Here is a 16,749-nt window from a genome sequence, read left to right as displayed (position 1 = left end):
GTAACGGGCCTCGTTTTTGCGCCGGTAAGCCGGCCGGCTACTCGCCGGCGCGGAGCACCTCGCTCAGCCGGTCGCGTCGCCGCAGCGCCGACTCGACAGGTACGACCGTGGCGGACGCCACCAGCAGCGTCACGCTCACCAGGCCGAGCAGCCACCACGGCGGGCCCGCCCCCGGGTCGGCGGCCTGGCCGGTGAGCAGCCGCAGGTCGAGCGGGCCGAGCGTCAGGCGTGCGAGCAGGGCCCCGAGCAGCGGGCCGCACACCGCGGCGACCACGACCGGCGGCAGCACCTCTCCGGCGGCGACCCAGCGCGCGTCGCGTGGCCGCAGGCCGAGGGTCCGCAGCCGGGTCAGGGTCTGCCACCGCTCCGACGCGCCTGCGGCGGCGGCGAGCGTGAGACCGAGCAGCCCCAGCGCCAGCAGCATCGCGGCGGCCGTCCACGCCAGCCGTACCAGCCCTGCGGTCAGCGGAGCCGATCGCTGCGCCCGTAGGACGTCGGCGCGCAGCACGACGTCGGCGGCGATGCCGCTGTTCGACACGGCCCGCGCCGCGCCGGGGCCGGTCACCCAGACGGTGTTCGGAACGGCGGGCAGCCCGGCGCCCGCGAGAGCCGCGGCGTCCACGATGACGACGTCACCGGCGCCGCCGACGGAGGGCGCGGTGCCGACGGCGGTGAGGCTGATCGCCGGGGCGTCGTCCCTCGGTAGCTGCAACCGCGTGCCGGTCCGCAGCTCGCCGTCGCTCGATCGGACCAGCACTGGGACGTCCCCGGGGGCGGGAGCGGGTGTCGTGAGCCGGGCCAGCGCCGGCGCGTCGGGCAGCGGGGTGGTGGCCAGCAGGCGCTGGAACCCTTCGGCGTCCACGATGACCAGGCGTGGGGTGAACAGTGTCGAATCGCTGAAGACGCGCGCCGAGTCGGTCACCTGCGCGAGGACGACCTGCCCGACCCCGGGTGCGGCGGCGATCCGCTCGGCGACCGCGGGCGTGGCAGCCCCAGCCTCGGCGCCGACGTCGAGGCGGGCGTCGGCGCCGACGCTGCTCCACGCGCCGTCGGCCAGGCCCCGGGTGACGGTGGTGCCGAGGATGAGCGCGAACGACGCCAGCGCCGTGGTGCTCACCAGAACCAGCATCGGCAGTGCACGCCCGGCCGTTGCGGCCGCCCGGGCGGCACCGAACACGGCCAGCGGGCGGCGCGAACGCAGAGCCTGTCGAAGCGCGAACCGCGCCCCGAGGGGCAGCAGCCGGAGCAGGACGAGCGCACCGACGAGCACGCCCAGAACGGGGGCGCTGATCGGCAGGATCGTGTCGCCGGTCAGCTCGCCGGTGTCGCCGTCGGCGGCGACGGGCAGGAGCCCGCGCTGGTGCAGCGTGACGAAGGCGGCGACCGCGGCGATCAGGACTGCGGCCTCCACGGCGGCGCGGCGTAGCTGGCCGGTGGCCCGGATCCAGCGCCGAGCGGCCGGGTTGGCGGGTTGACGCCGGTCGCGGCTGGCCCGGGCGGCGGCGAGGATGCCGAACGCCGGCCCGGCGACGGCGCCGGCCAGGACGGCGGGAACGGCCCAGGCCCAGGAGACGCCGGGAGCCGCCGCGCGGGCGAGCGCGAGCCCGACGGCGGCGGCCGACAGGGACACCATGGAGGACTCGATGGCCAGTTCCGCACCGAGGTCGGGTAGCGCCGCCCCACGCTGCCGGGCGGCGCTCAGCGCCGGGGTACGGCGGCGGACCAGCAGGTCGGCGGCGAGCAGCAGGACCAGCACCGTGGCGGTGAGCACCCCGATGAGCAGGACGGCGGCCTGCCCGGCAACGGCGCCGATCTGCGTACGGGCGGCGCGCAGGGTGGTGTCGAGTTGCGACTCCCACTTCAGGGACTCGTCGCGGCTGCCGGACGAGCCGGAGGCTGCCTTGAGCTTGACCACCTGGCTGGCGAGTGCCGCGGTGGTGTCCCAGGTGAGCGCGTCTGGAACGGGTGCGAAGTGGACGGTGCGCCGCAGTTGGTCCTCGTCGACGGCGAGCCGGGCGTCCGGCAACGACTCGCGGGACAGCAGGCCGGCGAACCGGGTGGTCCCCACGCCGTCGGCGCCGGGCACGGCGCGCAGGAGCGCCGGGGCGAGTCGCCAGGCGGGGTCGGCGCTGTCTGCGGGTCGGTAGATCCCGCTGATCCGCACGTCCCTGTCGCGACCCTGGCCGTCCTTGACCGGGATTCGATCGCCGGGGCCGAGGTGGAGTGCGGCGGCCTCCGCCTCGGAGATGCCGACCTGCACCGGCCAGGGCGGTCCGTTGTAGGGGGTCTCGACGAACTCGTCGGGGACTGCGGGGCCGGGCGCGTGGCCGGCGATCCAGGTCACGTCCGGGCCGCCGAGATCGCCGGCCAGGTAGGTGAACTGGAAGGTACGCGGCGCGCTGCCGTCGGTGATGCGCAGGATCGGTCCGTTGACGACGGCGATGGGCGGGAGCAGCGCGGCGTCCAGGTCGGGCCCGAGCGCGTAGGCCGCCCGGGCGCGGAAATCGTCGACGTCATCGGCGAGGCGGGCTGTCCGGACCCGCCCGCCGGTCGGGCCGTCGTCGCGTTCCCAGTCGGCGCGTACGAGGACGTTCGAGTCCTGGCCGGCGCGGCGGACCGTGTCCTGGACGGCGTCGTCGGCGGCGGCGCGCAGCAGCGCCGGCACGGCCCCGGCGAGCAGCGCGACGGCCGCGATGACGGCGGCGGTGAGCAGCAGCGGTCCAAGATCGGTCCGGCCACGACCGCGGACGCTGGGCCAGTGCGGCGTCGGCCACCGGCGGGTCAGCCATCGGTTCACGGCGCCACCCGCAGGTGCGCGGCGTCGGCCCGGCGGACCTGGACGGTGACCACAACGGAGACCGCCAGCAGGCATCCGGCCAGCAGTACGGCGAGCAGTGCGGCCTCGGCTGGCCACGGCCACTGTGGCCGGGCGGCCGGGACGGGCGCGGCGCCGGTGTCGGAGCGCACGAGCAGGGGAGCGACGATGCGGGTGGCGAGCGCGCCGACGGCCGCGCCCGCCGCGAGCAGGGGCAGCAGAACGCCGACGTGCTGGCCGAGCAGCACGGCCCGGATGCCGCGCCGGGACATCCCCAGGCCGCGCAGCCGCGCCACCTCGACGGCGCGGGCCTGCAGATCGCAGGTGACGTGCAGGACGACGCCGGCGAGCAGCAACAGGGCCGCGGCCGGGACGATGAGCCGGAGCGCGGCCGGCAGCCCGGCGCGCAGCGGGCCGCCGGTGAGGCGGGCGGTCTCCGCCTCGCGGTTCGTGACGGTGCCCAGGTGCAGGGCGGTGGCCCGCTCGGCGGCGCCGGGACCGGCGGGGTGGCCGACCCACCAGGCGTCGACCGGGAACGTCAGGTCGCCGGTGACGGCGCGTGCGCGGGACAGCGTGTCCAGGTCGGCCAGGACGGCGACGGCACCGGGGGCGGACGGTACGGTCGGCACGACCTCGGTGACGACGATCGGGACGGGCGTGGTGCCGACCGTGACGCTGAGCTGGCTGCCACTGTCGACACCGACCTCGTTGGCAAAGCGGGCGGAGACGGCGACGGGTACCGGCCCGGGGTCCGGAAAGGCGGTGGCGACGAGGGTTCGGGCGGCGTCGTCGGCGCCGCCGAGGTCGACGGTCGCGTTCATCCGCAGCGCGGTTCCGGTCCCTGCCGGCGACAGCGTGACGCTCAGGTCGCGCACCTTGCTCGGGACCGGCGGCGCGGAGGTGGCGGTCCAGTCCGACCCGTCGGTGGACCCCTGCGCCGACCCGGCGGGCGGCACGGTGAGCGTGACGGCTACGGCGACGGGTCCAGCGGTGGCCACGGGTTCGTCGCCCGCGTCGGCGGTGACCGGCAGAGCGACCGCGACGAGGCGCAGCCCGTCAGCCGTCGCGCAGGCGGGCAGCCGGAATTCCCGGCCGTCGAGCGGCACGGCGGGCCCGGTGCAGGACGTGCGCAGGCCGGTGGCGTCCTGCAGCAGCAGCCGGGGCGTCACGACGAGGGAGGCGCCGCCGGCCGTGGTTCCGCTCAGGACGAGCGGGGCGCCGGCCGCAACGGCGAGGCCGGTGACCCGGGTGCGCGGTGCCAGGGTTGCGCCCACGTCCGCCCATCCGCGGTCGCTGTCCACCGGCCCGCGCAGCAGCGCGTCGGCGCGGGTGGTGTCGACGGCGACCAGGCGCGGCGCATCGCCGGCGGTGCCGAGCCACTGACCGACGGCGGTGCCACGGTTGAGGACCGGACTCACCGCCCCGGCGGTGGCCGTGCTGACGACCGCGCCGTCTCCGGGCACCGGCGCCGTGCTGAGGGTGAGTGCCAGGTCGGTGCCGACGGAGAGCGCGGCCTGGTCGCGCTGCGACTGGTGCCACGTGGCGTCGAAGGCGAGGCCGAAGGTTCCGGCCGCGCAGGCCAGCCCGACGAGCAGCCCGGCGGCGACGGCCTGGGGCCGGCGGGCGCTCTCGGAGACCGCCAGCGGGAGCGCCAACCCGCGGGCGCGGTACGCCAGTCGGTCGGCGCCGCGCAGCGCGGGCAGTACCACCCGGAGCGCGAGGGCGGCGCCTGCGGTGAGCAGCAGCGCCGGCGCGAGCACCCGGACCGCGTCGGCGCGTGGGCTGGCGGCGGTGGGCTGCGCGTGCAGCTGCCACCATCCGGCGGCGGCGAACACGGCGAGCATCAGGTCGGCGCCGGATCGGGCCAGCAGTTCGCGGCGGGTGCGCCGGTCGCCGGGTGCCCCGACGGGTCGGATCGCCAGCACGGTGAGCACAGCGGTGAGCACCAGCGCACCGCCGGCGACCGCGAGAACCTGGGCACTCGTGATGGCCGGCCGGACGGTCAGGCCGGCGTCGTCCAGCGGCGGCAGGTGGGTCAGGCCGGCGTGCAGGGCGGACGAGGCCGGTATCGCGAGCGCCGCGGCGACGGCGGCGACGAGTCCGGCTTCGAGTGTCGCGGTGGCGGCGAGTTGGCGGCGGCTGGTGCCCAGGGCGGATAGCAGGGCGGTCTCGTCCGCGCGGATGCCCGCGGTCAGCCGGCCGGCGAGGACGAGTGCCGTCGCGGCCAGGACACCGCCGAGGACGGCGATGGCGAGTACGACGGCGGCGGTGACGTGCCGTTGGTCGTCGGCGGCCCGCAGGGTCAGTGCCAGGTCGGAGGAGACACGTGCGAGCGTGACGCGGTCGCCGAGGGTGCCGGCCAGCCGGCGGTCGGCACTGCGGACGGCCCCGGCCATGGTCTCCAGGTCGCGGCGGTTGGGATGGGACAGGTCCGGATGGGCGGTGACCTCCATCCGGTCGACGGTGGCGCCGGTGGTGACCAGGTCGGCGAGGTCGACGAGGAACGGGCCGTACGCGTTGACCGGCTGCAGGAAGCGGCCGTCCCGGTAGCCGGTGGCGGAGCCGGCCGCGGCGAGCGGGTCGCGGTCCCAGCCGCTCCCGGGCAGCGGGCGTACCACACCGACGACTGTCACGTCGATGGCCGGGACGGGCGGGTGGGCCAGCTCGGCGCCGAGGCGTACCCGGCTACCGGGGGTGAGGCCGAGGAGTTGAGAGGTGGACTCCAGCAGCACCGCGTCGCCAGGGTGCTGTGGCCAGCGCCCGGTGATCAGCTCGGCTCGGGCCGGCAGGTCGTCCAGCCCCGACAGGTACGCCTGGGCCGGGACGGTGGTGCCCGGGGCGAGCGCGGGCGGCAGCGCCCGCAGCACCGTCGACGCCCGCGCGGTCGTCGTCACGGGGAAAGGTGCGAGCGCGGAGGCCACCACGGTGCGGGTGTCGGCGGCGACCGACGGCGTGTCCCGGCCCTCGACGGCGCCGGTGTAGACGGTCACGTCGACGGCGGCGGGGGAGGCGCGGGCCATGGCGACCTCGAGCGCCCGCTCGGCGGTGCGGGTGACCAGCAGGGTGCAGGCGCCCAGCAGGGTCGCGCCGATCGTGACGACCCCGAGGAGGGCGGCCAGCAACGGCCACTGCGCGCGGGCGCGCCGGCTGACCAGCCTCAGCATCGTCGCGTCACCTGGCGTCCGACACGGGCCCGTACGGCTGCCCGCCCGCCTGTTCGTCGAGGTGCCCGTCGTGGATGCGGATCACCCGGTCGGCCAGGGCCATCATCACCGCGTCGTGCGTCGACACCAGCACGGTGACGCCTTCGGATTCCGCTATCCCGCGCAGCAGGGCCATCACTGACAGACCTGTCTCGGCGTCCAGTTGCCCGGTGGGCTCGTCGGCGAGCAGCAGCCGGGGCGAGGCGGCCACCGCGCGGGCGATCGCCACCCGCTGCTGCTGGCCGCCGGACAGCTCGGCCGGCCGCTGGCGGGCGTGGTCGGCCAGGCCGACCAGATCCAGCAGCAACTCGACCCGCCGCTCGCGCTCGGCCGGGGCGACGCGGGCCAGCCGCAGCGGGGCGGCGACGTTTTCCGCGGCCGACAGCACCGGGATCAGTCCGAAGCTCTGGAAGACGTACGACACCTTCTCGCGCCGCAGCCGGGACAGGCCGTCCTCGTCGAGCGCGCCGACGTCGGCGCCGTCGACGTGCACGGTGCCGGCGTCCGGGCGGTCCAGTCCGCCGATGACGTTGAGCAGCGTGGTCTTGCCCGAGCCGGACCGGCCGATGAGCGCCACCATGGAACCGGCGGCCACGTCGAACGACACGCCGCGCAGGGCGTGTACGACGGTCGGCCCGGTGCGGTAGCGCCGGTGGACGCCGCGCACGCGCAGCAGCGGCTCGCTGCTCATTCGCCGCTTCCCGAGTCGGGGCGGATCGTGATGTGGTCGGGTTCCAGGGCCAGCCGGACCCGTCGGGTCAGCGCCAGCGCCTGGCGGAACTCGCGCGGCACCTGGACCCGGCCGGCCCGGTCCATCACGGCGTACTCCTCGGCGATGACGTGCGTGTCGCCCTCCGCGTCCGTGGTGGTGCGGCGCAGCACCTCGCTGCTGGTGCGCCCGTCCCGGATCGCGATGGTCCGTTCGACCTGGCCGCTGACCTCCGGGTCGTGGGTCACCACGACAACCGTGACGCCGTACCGCCGGTTGACGTCCCGCAGTACGCCGAAGACCTCCGCGGACGTGGCGGCGTCCAACTCGCCGGTCGGCTCGTCGGCGAGCAGGACCAGCGGCTGGTTGGCCAGCGCCACCGCGATCGCGACCCGCATCTGCTGCCCTCCGGAGAGTTGCCCGGGGCGCCGGTCGGCGCAGTCGGCGACACCGAGGCTGTCCAGCAGTTCGGCCGCGCGCTCCCGGCGCTCCTTCTTCGCGGTACGAGCCGCCGTCATCGGCAGGTCCACCATCTCCCGTGCGGTCAGATAGGGGATCAGGTTGCTCGCCGTCTGCTGCCGTACGAACCCGACGGTGTGCCGCCGGTAGTCCACCCGGTCCGCGCGGGACATCGCCAGCAGATTCCACTGGCCGACCCGGACCCGCCCGGCGGTGGGGGCGTCGATGCCGGCCAGGATGGACAGCAGCGTCGACTTGCCCGACCCGGAGGCGCCGACGACGGCGACCAGCTCACCGCTCCGCACGGCCAGGTCCAGCCCCTGCAGCGCCTGCACCTCGATCGAACCGGTCTGGTAGATCCGCACCAGGTTCTCGCAGACGATGAGCGCGTCCCGGCCGAACTCGGGTGCCCGCGCGGATGGCTGCGGCAGGGACAGCGGTGTGCTGGACATTGCCAGCAGTTTCGCAATCCGCGGCTTCGTTGACCATGCCCCCGGACGGCCTTTCTGCGTTCCGCCGAGGATCTGCCGCTGAACGTGTCGGCGGGTGTTCCGGTCAGAAGGTCAGCAGCCGGAACTCGCCCACCGGCCGGAAACCGAGCCGGCGGTAGATCCCCTCGCCGCTGGGTGACGAGGTGAGAGCGGCCGTGTGGGCACCCCGTTCGCGGGCCAGGTCGAGCGCGGCCCGGGTCATGGCCGCGCCGACGCCCTGGCGGCGCTGCTCCGGCTGGGTGCCCACGAAGTAGAGCGTGACCAGACCGTGGCTGAGCCAGGCCACGGCCGTGCCGACGATCCGGCCGTCGGAGAGGCGACCGGCCAGCCGGATCACCGTGCCGTCGCCGCTGAACGCCTTCTCCCGTTCGACCGTCGCCGCGATGCCCTCCGCGGGGATGCCGGACACTCGCGCGTAGGCCGCGACGAAGGCGTCCAGGTCGTCCGTCTCGGAGATGTGCAGGCCGGCGGGCGTCGGGGCTTCGGCGTCGTCGAGCGCCACCGTCATGATCGGCATGCGGGCGACCTCCGTCGCGCCGAGGGAGACCAGACCGTCGGCGGTGCCGCCGTCGCTGTCCGGGCCAACCCACCAGATGCGGGGTACGCCGTGCAGGCGCCGCCGGGCCTCGGCGAGCGCCTCGGACGGGGCGGGTCCGGCCACGCGCAGAACGCCGTTGAGGGTCGCGTGCGGCACGTCGCTGCGGTAGGTCGGCAGGTCCGGGTGAGCGGCCGCGCCGATGTTCCAACCGAGCAGGTACGCCCGGTGGGCGGCCAGCACCGTGTCGAGGGACGCCATGATCTGGATCCTAACGCGCGCGGTCAGTGCCCCTCACCAGCGGAAACGGCGTAGGCCCACCCGCCCGGACGTCGGCTACGCGGTCGCGGAGAGCAGCGCCTCGGCGAGGTCGGTGCGGGCGCTGAGCAGGGCCCGACCCCGGCGGTGGGTCACCACCAGACCGGCCGCGCGCAACGCGGTGAGGTGCTGGGAGACGCCGCCGGGTGACATCCCACTGCGACGGGCCAGTTCGGTGGTGCTCGCCGGCCCGATCAGTTCGGTGAGCAGCCGGGCCCGCCCGCGGCCGAGCACGGCGGCCAGCGCGTCCGGGACGCCGTTCGGCCGCTCCCAGAGGGTGCCCAGCCCACTGGCGGGATAGGCGAGCTGCGGCGCGTCCCCGGCGGAGACGCTCAGCACCGACGGCCAGACGAAGACCGACGGGACCAGCACCAGGCCCGGACCGTCCGCGACGTCCGGGGCCAGGCAGTGCCGCTGCGCGACGACCAGCGTGTCGCCCTCCCACCGGACCTGCCGGTGCAGATCGTTGAGGAGCACCGCCGCGCCGTCCTCGGCGAGCAGGCGGGCGCGTGCGGTGACATCGGCGTCGAGCAGCAGCCGCAGCCGCGGCCAGTGCGGGGCCAGGGCGATCCGCCAGTACGCCTCGATCTCCTCGCTGAGGCGGCGCAGCCCGGCCGGCGGGTCGGCGTACAGGGCGGCCAATGCCGGCGTGCGATCGCCCGGGTACAGGTCCAGGTGCGCGCGGACGGTGTCGGCCCCGGTGGCGCGCAGGGCGGTCAGTTCGGCGGCCAGATCGGGGTTGAGGTTGGCCGGCGGTGGGGTGAGGAAGTCGGCCAGGTAGCCGGGCGGGGCCGGCACGAGGTGCCAGAGCAGCCCGCCGTCCGCCTCGATCACACCCGCCTCGACCAGCGGCTGACGCACCCGGCGCACCCAGGGCAGGTGGACCGCGTGGTCTCCGGGGTCGCGCAGCACCCGGACGCTCGCGACGACCTCCCACAGGCACGAGACGGCGAACCGGATGCGGGCGACGGCGCCCGCGGACATGCTGATGGCGACCACGGCACCCCCGATGGTTTCAGCTGGCGCTAAAACATTACCGGCGGCTGCGGGGCCGGCCGAGACTTGCCGCGTGAGCGAACACCACACCCGAGCCGAACTGTTCCGATCCCTGCACACCCCCGGGTCGCCGCTGGTCCTGGTCAACGCCTGGGACGCCGCGAGCGCCCGCGTCGTGGCTGCCGCCGGCGCCCCCGCGGTGGCCACCACCAGCGCCGGCGTCGCCTGGAGTCTCGGGGCGCCCGACGGTGACATCCTCGGCCGCGACGCGGCCGTCGACCTGGTCCGCCGGATCACCGCCTCGGTGCCGCTGCCGGTCACCGCCGACATCGAGTCCGGGTACGGCGCGACACCGGCGGAGGTCGGCGTGACCGTACGCGCGGTGCTCGACGCCGGTGCCGTCGGCGTGAACATCGAGGACGCCCGACGCGAGGGCGGCCCATCGCTGCGCGACGTGCCCGACCAGTGCGCCCGGATCGGCGCGGTGCGAGGCGCGGCCGACGACGCGGGTCTGCCGCTGTTCGTCAACGCCCGGATCGACACGTTCCTCGCTGGCGCTGGGGACGTCGCCGAGACCCTGGCCCGGGCCACCGCCTACCTCGCCGCCGGCGCGGACGGCATCTTCGTGCCCGGGGTGGTCGACCCCGTGACCATCCGCGCGCTGGTCCAGGCGGTGCCGGCGCCGCTGAACGTGCTCGCCGGGCCGGGCGCCCCGTCGGTGGGGGACCTGGCCCGGCTGGGGGTGGCCCGGGTGAGCCTCGGCTCGTCGATCGCGCAGGCCGCGTACGCGGTCGCCCGCCGGGCGGCGGACGAGGCCCTCGGCGCGGGCACGTACGGCGCGCTGGCGGACGCCCTCGACTACGGAACGCTCAACGCCCTCATGCGGTGAGCGGGGCGGGCTGCGTCACGCTCGCAGCCGGTGCCTCCCCTGGCGCGCGGGGGCGACGAAAAACGCCGGGCCGGCCGCCTCTGCCGAGGTGGCCGGGCCCGGTTGCTGTGCCAGTTCCGTCAGTGGTGGCCGATGGTCGTGTCACAGCGGCGGGGCGATGTCCCGCCGCTCCTCCACCCGGCGGTACTCGACCGGCTCCTCGACCCGGCGGTACTCCACCGGCTGCTCGGTGGCGACGGGGACCGCCTGGCGGCGGCGACCCCAGATCAGCGTCGTCATGATCAGGCCGAGCACGCCGGCGCCCATCAGGATCCAGCCGACCACGTCGAGGTTGATGCCGCCGACGCTCGCGTCGAGCGCGAAGGTGAGGATCGCGCCGAGCGCGATCAGGAAGATGCTGGTGCCGATACCCACGACAGCCTCCTTAGGGGGTGTGGTGCGCTGTCGAGGTCACTCAGTACCCCGGTGGCGACCAGCGCAATCGCCGCCGCCCAGGGTCGCGCGCCCGCCGATCTTGGCATCGGGTAGAGTTTGCCGCGTCGCCGGCGTTCGTCGGGGACGTGCGGACGTAGCGCAGCTGGTAGCGCATCACCTTGCCAAGGTGAGGGTCGCGGGTTCGAATCCCGTCGTCCGCTCGCGATTCGCCTCGACGGGCCTGAGCGCCCGGGTCGGGCGGAAACCACGGGCGATTGGCGCAGTGGGAGCGCGCTTCCTTGACACGGAAGAGGTCACTGGTTCAAACCCAGTATCGCCCACCAGTTCGCAACGGCTCGTCACCGCAATCTCGGTGACGAGCCGTTTGCCGTGGTGACACCACCCATCCCGACCCCGGCAGACCGCGGACAATCCGGTTGTGACACGGGTTGGTCGTTGCGAGACTCGGTCCCGTGCCTGAGCCGGACCGCTTCCGCGCCGCCGTACGCGTCTGGGCTGCCGGCGGTCCGGACGCCGCGACCGCCGCCGACGCGGCCCGGGAGTTGGCGGCCGGCCTGCGTACCGTCGTGCTCGTCGAGGGGGTCAGCGACCAGCGCGCGGTGGAGGCGCTGGCGGAGCGACGGCGCCGCGATCTGACCGCCGAGGGTGTGTGCGTGGTGCCGCTCGGAGGCGCGATGAGCGTCGGTCGGTACCTGCGGCTCTTCGGCGCGCAGGGCCTCGCCGTGACCGTGCGGGGGCTGTGTGACGAGGCCGAGGAGGGCTTCTTCCGGCGTGGCCTGGAGCAGGCGGGTCTCGGCGCCGGCCTGACCCGGTCGGCGATGGAGGTGCTCGGCTTCGGTGTGTGCGTGGCCGACCTGGAGGACGAGCTGATCCGCGCGCTCGGCAGCGACGGCGTCGAGCGGGTCATCGCCGAGCAGGGGGACCTGGCCCGGTTGCGGGTCTTCCAGAACCAGCCCGCCCAGCGTGGGCGCCCGGTCGAGCGGCAACTACGCCGCTTCCTGGGGACGATGAGTGGCCGCAAGGCCCGCTACGCGGGGGCGCTCGTGCGCGCTCTCGAGCCGGGTGCCGTGCCGCGTCCGCTGGACCGGCTGCTCGCCGGTTGACCGGCCCGATCCCGGTCGATAAGGCCCGATCCGGCTGCGCGCGGGGCGTCGGTGTGGGGGTTCTGCCGAGGGCAGATCCGCTCGCCGTGAACACGAGCGCGATCCGCCACACCCATCCGCCAGGGTGGAGCACATGAGATTGCTGGTGTTGGGCGGTACGGGTTTCGTGGGCGGTGCGACGGTCGCCGAGGGGGTTCGCCGGGGCTGGTCGGTGACGGTGTTCAACCGAGGGCTGCACGGGTCGGTTCCGCCCGGCGTACACCGGTTGCGGGGTGACCGGAGCGCGCCGGACGGCCTGGCGGCGCTCGCGGACGGCGAGTGGGATCTGGTGGTCGACACCTGGGACGGCGCGCCGCGCGCCGCGCGCGCCGCTGCCCGTGCGCTGGTCGACACCGTGGGGCACTACACCTACGTGTCCAGCGGGTCGGTCTACGCCGACCCGGTGGTGCCTGGCTCGGACGAGACCGCGCCGGTGGCCGACGCCGACCCGGACGCCGCCGACGGCGACTACCAGCAGCTCAAGGCGGGGGCGGAGCGGGCGGTGCGGGAGGTCTTCGGTGACCGCGCGCTGATCGCCCGGGCCGGGCTGATCCTCGGCCCGGGGGAGGACATCGGCCGGCTGCCCTGGTGGCTGAGCCGCATCGCGCGGGGCGGCGACGTGCTCGCCCCCGGCCCGGCCGAGCTGCCGATCCAGTGCATCGACGTGCGCGATCTGGCCAGCTGGATGCTGGAGCAGGGTGCCCGACGGCAGGGCGGGACGTTCAACGCGGTCAGCCGCCCCGGGCACAGCACCATGGGTGAGCTGCTCGACGAGTGCGTGGCGGTCACCGGCTCCGACGCCCGGCTGCGCTGGACCGACCCCGAGTCGATCCTCGCCGCCGGGGTGGAGCCGTGGAACGACCTGCCGATCTGGCTGCCGCTCAGGCATCCGTACCGCTGGCTGCTGGAGCGGGACACCAGCCGGGCCCACGCGGCGGGGCTGACCTGCCGGCCGGTGGCCGAGACCGTGGCGGACACGTGGCGGTGGCTGCGGGAGGTGGGCACCGTTCCGCCGCGCGCCGGCAGGCCCCGCCGCGCTGCGGTCGGCCTGGACCCGGCCCGGGAGGCCGCACTGCTCACCGCGAGCAAGCTGGACGAGCTCGTTGAGGATGAGCGTGATCAGCGTGTCATTCGCCCACTCGTGGCAGGTACGCCGCGACGGAACCGGCGGTCGGTGACGTGAGCACCTCGTCGACGTCGCGGCGCGGGGTGGGGCGGCCCGGCTGGCCGTACCCGATGCGCAGCACCATCTGCGGCGCGCCGAACCGCCCCAGCGACACCCGCAGCTGCTCCCGGGCCGTGGGCACCTCGATCGGCTGGGACAGCATCGACACGCTCAATCCCGAGTCGGTGGCGGTGAGCAGCACCCGTTGCAGGGCCTGCCCGGCGACCACCTGGTCGACGGCGGTGTTGCCGACCGAGCCGAGCACCCCCACCAGGGGCTCCGGTTCGAAGTCCCGTCCCGGCGCCCGGTCGCGCCCACCGAAGCCGCGCGTCGGCAGCACGTCCTGCGGCTCGTGCTGCGGGCCGCCGGCTGCGGCCGGTACGCCGTCCGGCGCGCGCTCGTGACGCAGCCACCGTTCCCGCTCGGCGCGGTAGGCGGGGTCGCGCTCCAGCACCCGGTGCGCGCTGCGGGCGATCTCCCCGAACGCCGTCACCGCGCTCACCCCGATCAGAAATTCCAGCCAGCACCCCTCGGCGCGGGCCGCCTCACCGATGCGCCACCGCGCGTCGGACGGCACCGGGTCCGGCCAGAACGGCAGCCGGTTGCTGAACCGGCGGGGGATGGCCGCGTGCAGGCTCTGCTCGGCGGGTGTGGGACGGCGCGGGATGTCCGGCACCAGCCGGGCCAGCAGATCCGGCTCGGCCGGGTCGGGGCGCAGCCGTACCCGGGCCGGGACGCCGGCCACGGCCAGCGCGACCCGCAGGTTGAACAGGGCTGCACCGCAGGCGATCCGTACGCCCCAACCGCTCGGATCGGTCGCCGGCAGCCGCCGGGCCGGGTCGGCCAGCACCTCGATCCCACCGTCGCGCAGCCGTAACCGCCACGGCTGGGTGTTGTGCAGCGACGGCGCGCGGACCGCGTCCGCGGCGGCGGCCCGCAGTTGGGCTGTGGTGTAGCCGAGGTCCATGACGGTGCTCCCTTCCGGTGGGCCGGTCGTCGAGTCGCGGCGGCCGGCACACCCCCACGGTCCGCCCGCCGGGTGGGCGCCGAGCAGGGCCGGACGTCCCGACCGCTCGGGCCCGACCGCCCCAGCCGAGACCACCCGGAGGCCGCCGGCGCCGAGGCCGTCGAGGTCCACCCGCCCCCGCGGACGCCGGCCGGGATGGTTCAGGAACCGGAGCGCAGGTCCCGGAGCCCGGGCGGGTCGGGACCTTCGGCCCGTGCCCCCGTCGCTCGGTGCGGGTAGAAACGAGTAATGATCCGCGTCTTCCTCCTCGACGACCACGAGGTCGTCCGCCGTGGCCTGGCCGACCTGCTGCAGAGCAGCGGTGACATCGAGGTGGTCGGCGAGTCCGGCTCCGCGCAGGAGGCGTCCCGCCGCATCCCGGCGCTGCGGCCCGACGTCGCGATCCTCGACGCCCGGCTGCCTGACGGCAACGGCATCGACGTGTGCCGTGACATCCGTGCCGTCGACTCGTCCATCAAGGGCCTGATCCTCACCTCGTACGAGGACGACGAGGCGCTGTTCGCCGCGATCATGGCGGGGGCCGCCGGGTACGTGCTCAAGCAGATCCGCGGCACCGACCTGGTCGACGCGGTGCGTCGGGTGGCAGCCGGGCAGTCCCTGCTCGACCCGGCGATCACCACCCGGGTGCTGGAACGCATTCGCAACGGCGTCGAGCAGCCGCGCGAGTTGAAGTCGCTCACCGAGCAGGAGCGGCGGATCCTGGAGTACGTGGCCGAGGGGCTGACCAACCGGGAGATCGCGGGAAAGATGTTCCTCGCCGAGAAGACGGTGAAGAACTACGTCTCCAGCGTGCTGGCCAAGCTGGGCCTGGAGCGCCGCACCCAGGCCGCCGTCCTGGCCACCCGTCTGCTGGGCAAGACGCCCTGAGCCGACCCGCGCCGGTCAGTCACGCAGGGGTACCGACCAGCACAGCTCGGTGCCGTGCGCCTCGACCGGGCGGATCGTGAAGGTGCCGCCGAGGCGGTCGGCACGTTCCCGCAGGTTGATGAGGCCACCTCGGGCGGCGGCCGGGTCGCAGCCCACCCCGTCGTCGGTGACCGTCACGCTGACCTGCCCGCCGTCGACGCGTACGGCCACGTCGACGCGGGTGGCCTGCGCGTGGCGGACCGTGTTGGACAGCGCCTCGCGCAGCACGGCGGTGAGATCCGGGCGGAGGGCGTCCGGCACGGCGCTGTCCACCGGGCCGGTCACCTCCAGGTGCGGCTTGAAGCCCAGCGACTCGGCGGCCACCTCGATGGCCTCGCGGATCTCGGTGCGCAGCGCGGCGGTCATCGGCGTCCGCAGCTCGAAGATGGTGCGTCGGATGTCGCGGATGGTGGCGTCGAGGTCGTCGACGGCCGCGTTGATCCGCTTGGCCACCTCGGGGCGGGCCATCATCGGCGCGGCGCTCTGCAACTGCAGGCCGGTGGCGAAGAGCCGTTGGATCACCACGTCGTGCAGGTCGCGGGCGATCCGTTCGCGGTCCTCCAGGACCACCAGCAGCTCCCGTTCCTCCTGGCCGCGGGCCCGTTCCATGGCCAGCGCCGCCTGACCGGCGAAGCTGCCCAGCAGCGCCACGTCCTCGGCGCTGGTACCGCCGCCGCGCTCCGGCCGGTGCGCCACGATCAGCACGCCGTGCAGAGTGTCGGCGGTGGCCAGCGGTGAGACGATCGCGGGCCCGGTGTGCAGCAGCGCCGGCCACGGCGCGGCGTGGGCCAGGTCGTCCACCTGGTCGTGCCGGCCCTCGGCCACGGCCGCCCCGAAGCTGGTGTCGGCGGCCGGCAGGACCGCGCCGACCAGCGCCCGGGCCCGCTCGTCGACGCCGTCGACGACCTCCACGGTGAACTGCGCGGTCTCGCTGTCGTGCAGCAGCACCAGCGCCAACTCCGCCTCAGCGACCTCCCGGGCCCGGCGAGCGACCAGCGCCAACGCGTCGGTGCGGCGCACCTCACCGAGCAGCACCGTGGTGATCTCGGCGGTCGCGGCGAGCCAGCGTTCCCGCCGGTGGGCCAGGGCGTACAGGCGGGCGTTTTCGATGGCCACGCCGGCGGCGGCCGCGAGCGCGACGACGATCTCCTCGTCGTCCTCGGTGAACTGCGCGCCGCCCTGCTTCTCGGCCAGGTAGAGGTTGCCGAACACCTGCTCCCGGATGAGCACCGGCACGCCCAGGAAGCTGTGCATGGGCGGGTGGTTGGCGGGGAAGCCGTAGGAGCGCGGGTGCTGGGTGATGTCCGGCATGCGCAGCGGGCGGGGATCGTCGATGAGCAGGCCGAGCACACCCCGCCCATGCGGCAGGTCGCCGATCTGCGCGTGCTGCTCGGGCGTGATGCCGTGCACGATGAAGTCGTGCAGCAGCCGGTCCGGGCCGACGACGCCCAGCGCGCCGTACCGGGCGCCGACCAGCTCGCAGGCCGCCTGCACGATGCGTCGCAGGGTGGTGCGCAGATCCAGGTTGGTGCCGATGCCGACGACCGCGTCGAGCAGCGCTCGTAGCCGCTCCCGGCTGGTCATCACCTCGCCGACGCGGTCCAGCATCTCCTGCAGCAGCTCGTCGAGGCGGACCCGGGACAGCGGGCTCAGCCCGAG

The 16,749-nt window shown here is 75.1% G+C and carries 12 protein-coding genes, 2 tRNA genes and 1 pseudogene; 6 read left to right on the top strand and 9 right to left on the bottom strand.

All coding sequences use genetic code 11. The annotated features are described in order from the left end of the window. Positions 1-37: 37 nt before the first annotated feature. From ACGGAQ_RS13560 to ACGGAQ_RS13535, 6 genes are all read right to left on the bottom strand, one after another. The gene (locus tag ACGGAQ_RS13560; protein ID WP_393048265.1) at positions 38-2,797 is read right to left on the bottom strand and encodes an FtsX-like permease family protein; all 2,760 of its coding nucleotides are present in this window, start codon (positions 2,795-2,797) and stop codon (positions 38-40) included. Further along, complete coding sequence (locus tag ACGGAQ_RS13555; RefSeq protein ID WP_393048263.1) at positions 2,794-5,979, bottom strand: FtsX-like permease family protein; 3,186 nt, start codon at positions 5,977-5,979, stop codon at positions 2,794-2,796. The genes ACGGAQ_RS13560 and ACGGAQ_RS13555 overlap by 4 nt, the downstream gene beginning before the upstream one ends. A gap of 7 nt (positions 5,980-5,986) precedes the next feature. Next, positions 5,987-6,709 carry an ABC transporter ATP-binding protein gene (locus ACGGAQ_RS13550; RefSeq protein WP_393048260.1) on the bottom strand — a complete coding sequence of 241 codons (723 nt, stop codon included), beginning with the start codon at positions 6,707-6,709 and terminating at the stop codon, positions 5,987-5,989. Then, on the bottom strand, positions 6,706-7,638 hold the full coding sequence (locus ACGGAQ_RS13545; protein ID WP_393048257.1) for an ABC transporter ATP-binding protein: 933 nt from the start codon (positions 7,636-7,638) through the stop codon (positions 6,706-6,708). The genes ACGGAQ_RS13550 and ACGGAQ_RS13545 overlap by 4 nt, the downstream gene beginning before the upstream one ends. Positions 7,639-7,741: 103 nt before the next feature. Continuing rightward, on the bottom strand, positions 7,742-8,473 hold the full coding sequence (locus ACGGAQ_RS13540; protein ID WP_393048255.1) for a GNAT family N-acetyltransferase: 732 nt from the start codon (positions 8,471-8,473) through the stop codon (positions 7,742-7,744). Between the two features lie 75 nt (positions 8,474-8,548). Continuing rightward, on the bottom strand, positions 8,549-9,529 hold the full coding sequence (locus ACGGAQ_RS13535; RefSeq protein WP_393048252.1) for a DUF5937 family protein: 981 nt from the start codon (positions 9,527-9,529) through the stop codon (positions 8,549-8,551). A gap of 70 nt (positions 9,530-9,599) precedes the next feature. Between ACGGAQ_RS13535 and ACGGAQ_RS13530 the strand changes: the two genes are divergently transcribed. Then, positions 9,600-10,415, top strand: coding sequence for an isocitrate lyase/phosphoenolpyruvate mutase family protein (locus tag ACGGAQ_RS13530; RefSeq protein ID WP_393048250.1), 816 nt, complete (start codon positions 9,600-9,602; stop codon positions 10,413-10,415). Between the two features lie 141 nt (positions 10,416-10,556). Here ACGGAQ_RS13530 and ACGGAQ_RS13525 read toward each other — a convergent pair whose 3' ends face one another. Next, a complete protein-coding gene (locus ACGGAQ_RS13525) occupies positions 10,557-10,829 on the bottom strand; it encodes a DUF6458 family protein (protein ID WP_007457129.1) in 273 nt (90 codons plus the stop codon). A gap of 148 nt (positions 10,830-10,977) precedes the next feature. Between ACGGAQ_RS13525 and ACGGAQ_RS13520 the strand changes: the two genes are divergently transcribed. The 4 genes and pseudogenes from ACGGAQ_RS13520 to ACGGAQ_RS13505 all read left to right on the top strand — a co-directional run. Next, positions 10,978-11,050 (top strand) — tRNA-Gly (locus ACGGAQ_RS13520). 48 nt (positions 11,051-11,098) lie between these two features. Next, positions 11,099-11,173: transfer RNA gene (locus ACGGAQ_RS13515), tRNA-Val, on the top strand. 129 nt (positions 11,174-11,302) lie between these two features. Further along, on the top strand, positions 11,303-11,953 hold the full coding sequence (locus ACGGAQ_RS13510) for a TOPRIM nucleotidyl transferase/hydrolase domain-containing protein (RefSeq protein ID WP_393048247.1): 651 nt from the start codon (positions 11,303-11,305) through the stop codon (positions 11,951-11,953). 133 nt (positions 11,954-12,086) lie between these two features. After that, positions 12,087-13,082: pseudogene (locus ACGGAQ_RS13505) on the top strand (NAD-dependent epimerase/dehydratase family protein); the annotation flags it as partial. A 37-nt stretch (positions 13,083-13,119) separates the two neighbouring features. Here the strand turns inward: ACGGAQ_RS13505 and ACGGAQ_RS13500 are convergent. After that, positions 13,120-14,124 carry an Acg family FMN-binding oxidoreductase gene (locus ACGGAQ_RS13500; RefSeq protein WP_393048245.1) on the bottom strand — a complete coding sequence of 335 codons (1,005 nt, stop codon included), beginning with the start codon at positions 14,122-14,124 and terminating at the stop codon, positions 13,120-13,122. 288 nt (positions 14,125-14,412) lie between these two features. On the opposite strand from ACGGAQ_RS13500, the gene ACGGAQ_RS13495 reads away from it, so the two are divergent. Next, positions 14,413-15,051 carry a response regulator transcription factor gene (locus tag ACGGAQ_RS13495; protein ID WP_234581614.1) on the top strand — a complete coding sequence of 213 codons (639 nt, stop codon included), beginning with the start codon at positions 14,413-14,415 and terminating at the stop codon, positions 15,049-15,051. A gap of 15 nt (positions 15,052-15,066) precedes the next feature. Here ACGGAQ_RS13495 and ACGGAQ_RS13490 read toward each other — a convergent pair whose 3' ends face one another. Further along, on the bottom strand, positions 15,067-16,743 hold the full coding sequence (locus tag ACGGAQ_RS13490) for a GAF domain-containing protein (RefSeq protein ID WP_393048866.1): 1,677 nt from the start codon (positions 16,741-16,743) through the stop codon (positions 15,067-15,069). Positions 16,744-16,749: the final 6 nt, after the last annotated feature.

The sequence above is a fragment of the Micromonospora sp. NPDC047557 genome (genome assembly GCF_043205095.1).
Taxonomy (GTDB): Bacteria; Actinomycetota; Actinomycetes; order Mycobacteriales; family Micromonosporaceae; genus Micromonospora.
The sequence above is the reverse complement of the archived record's forward strand: the minus strand, read 5'-3'. Positions and strand labels throughout refer to the sequence as shown.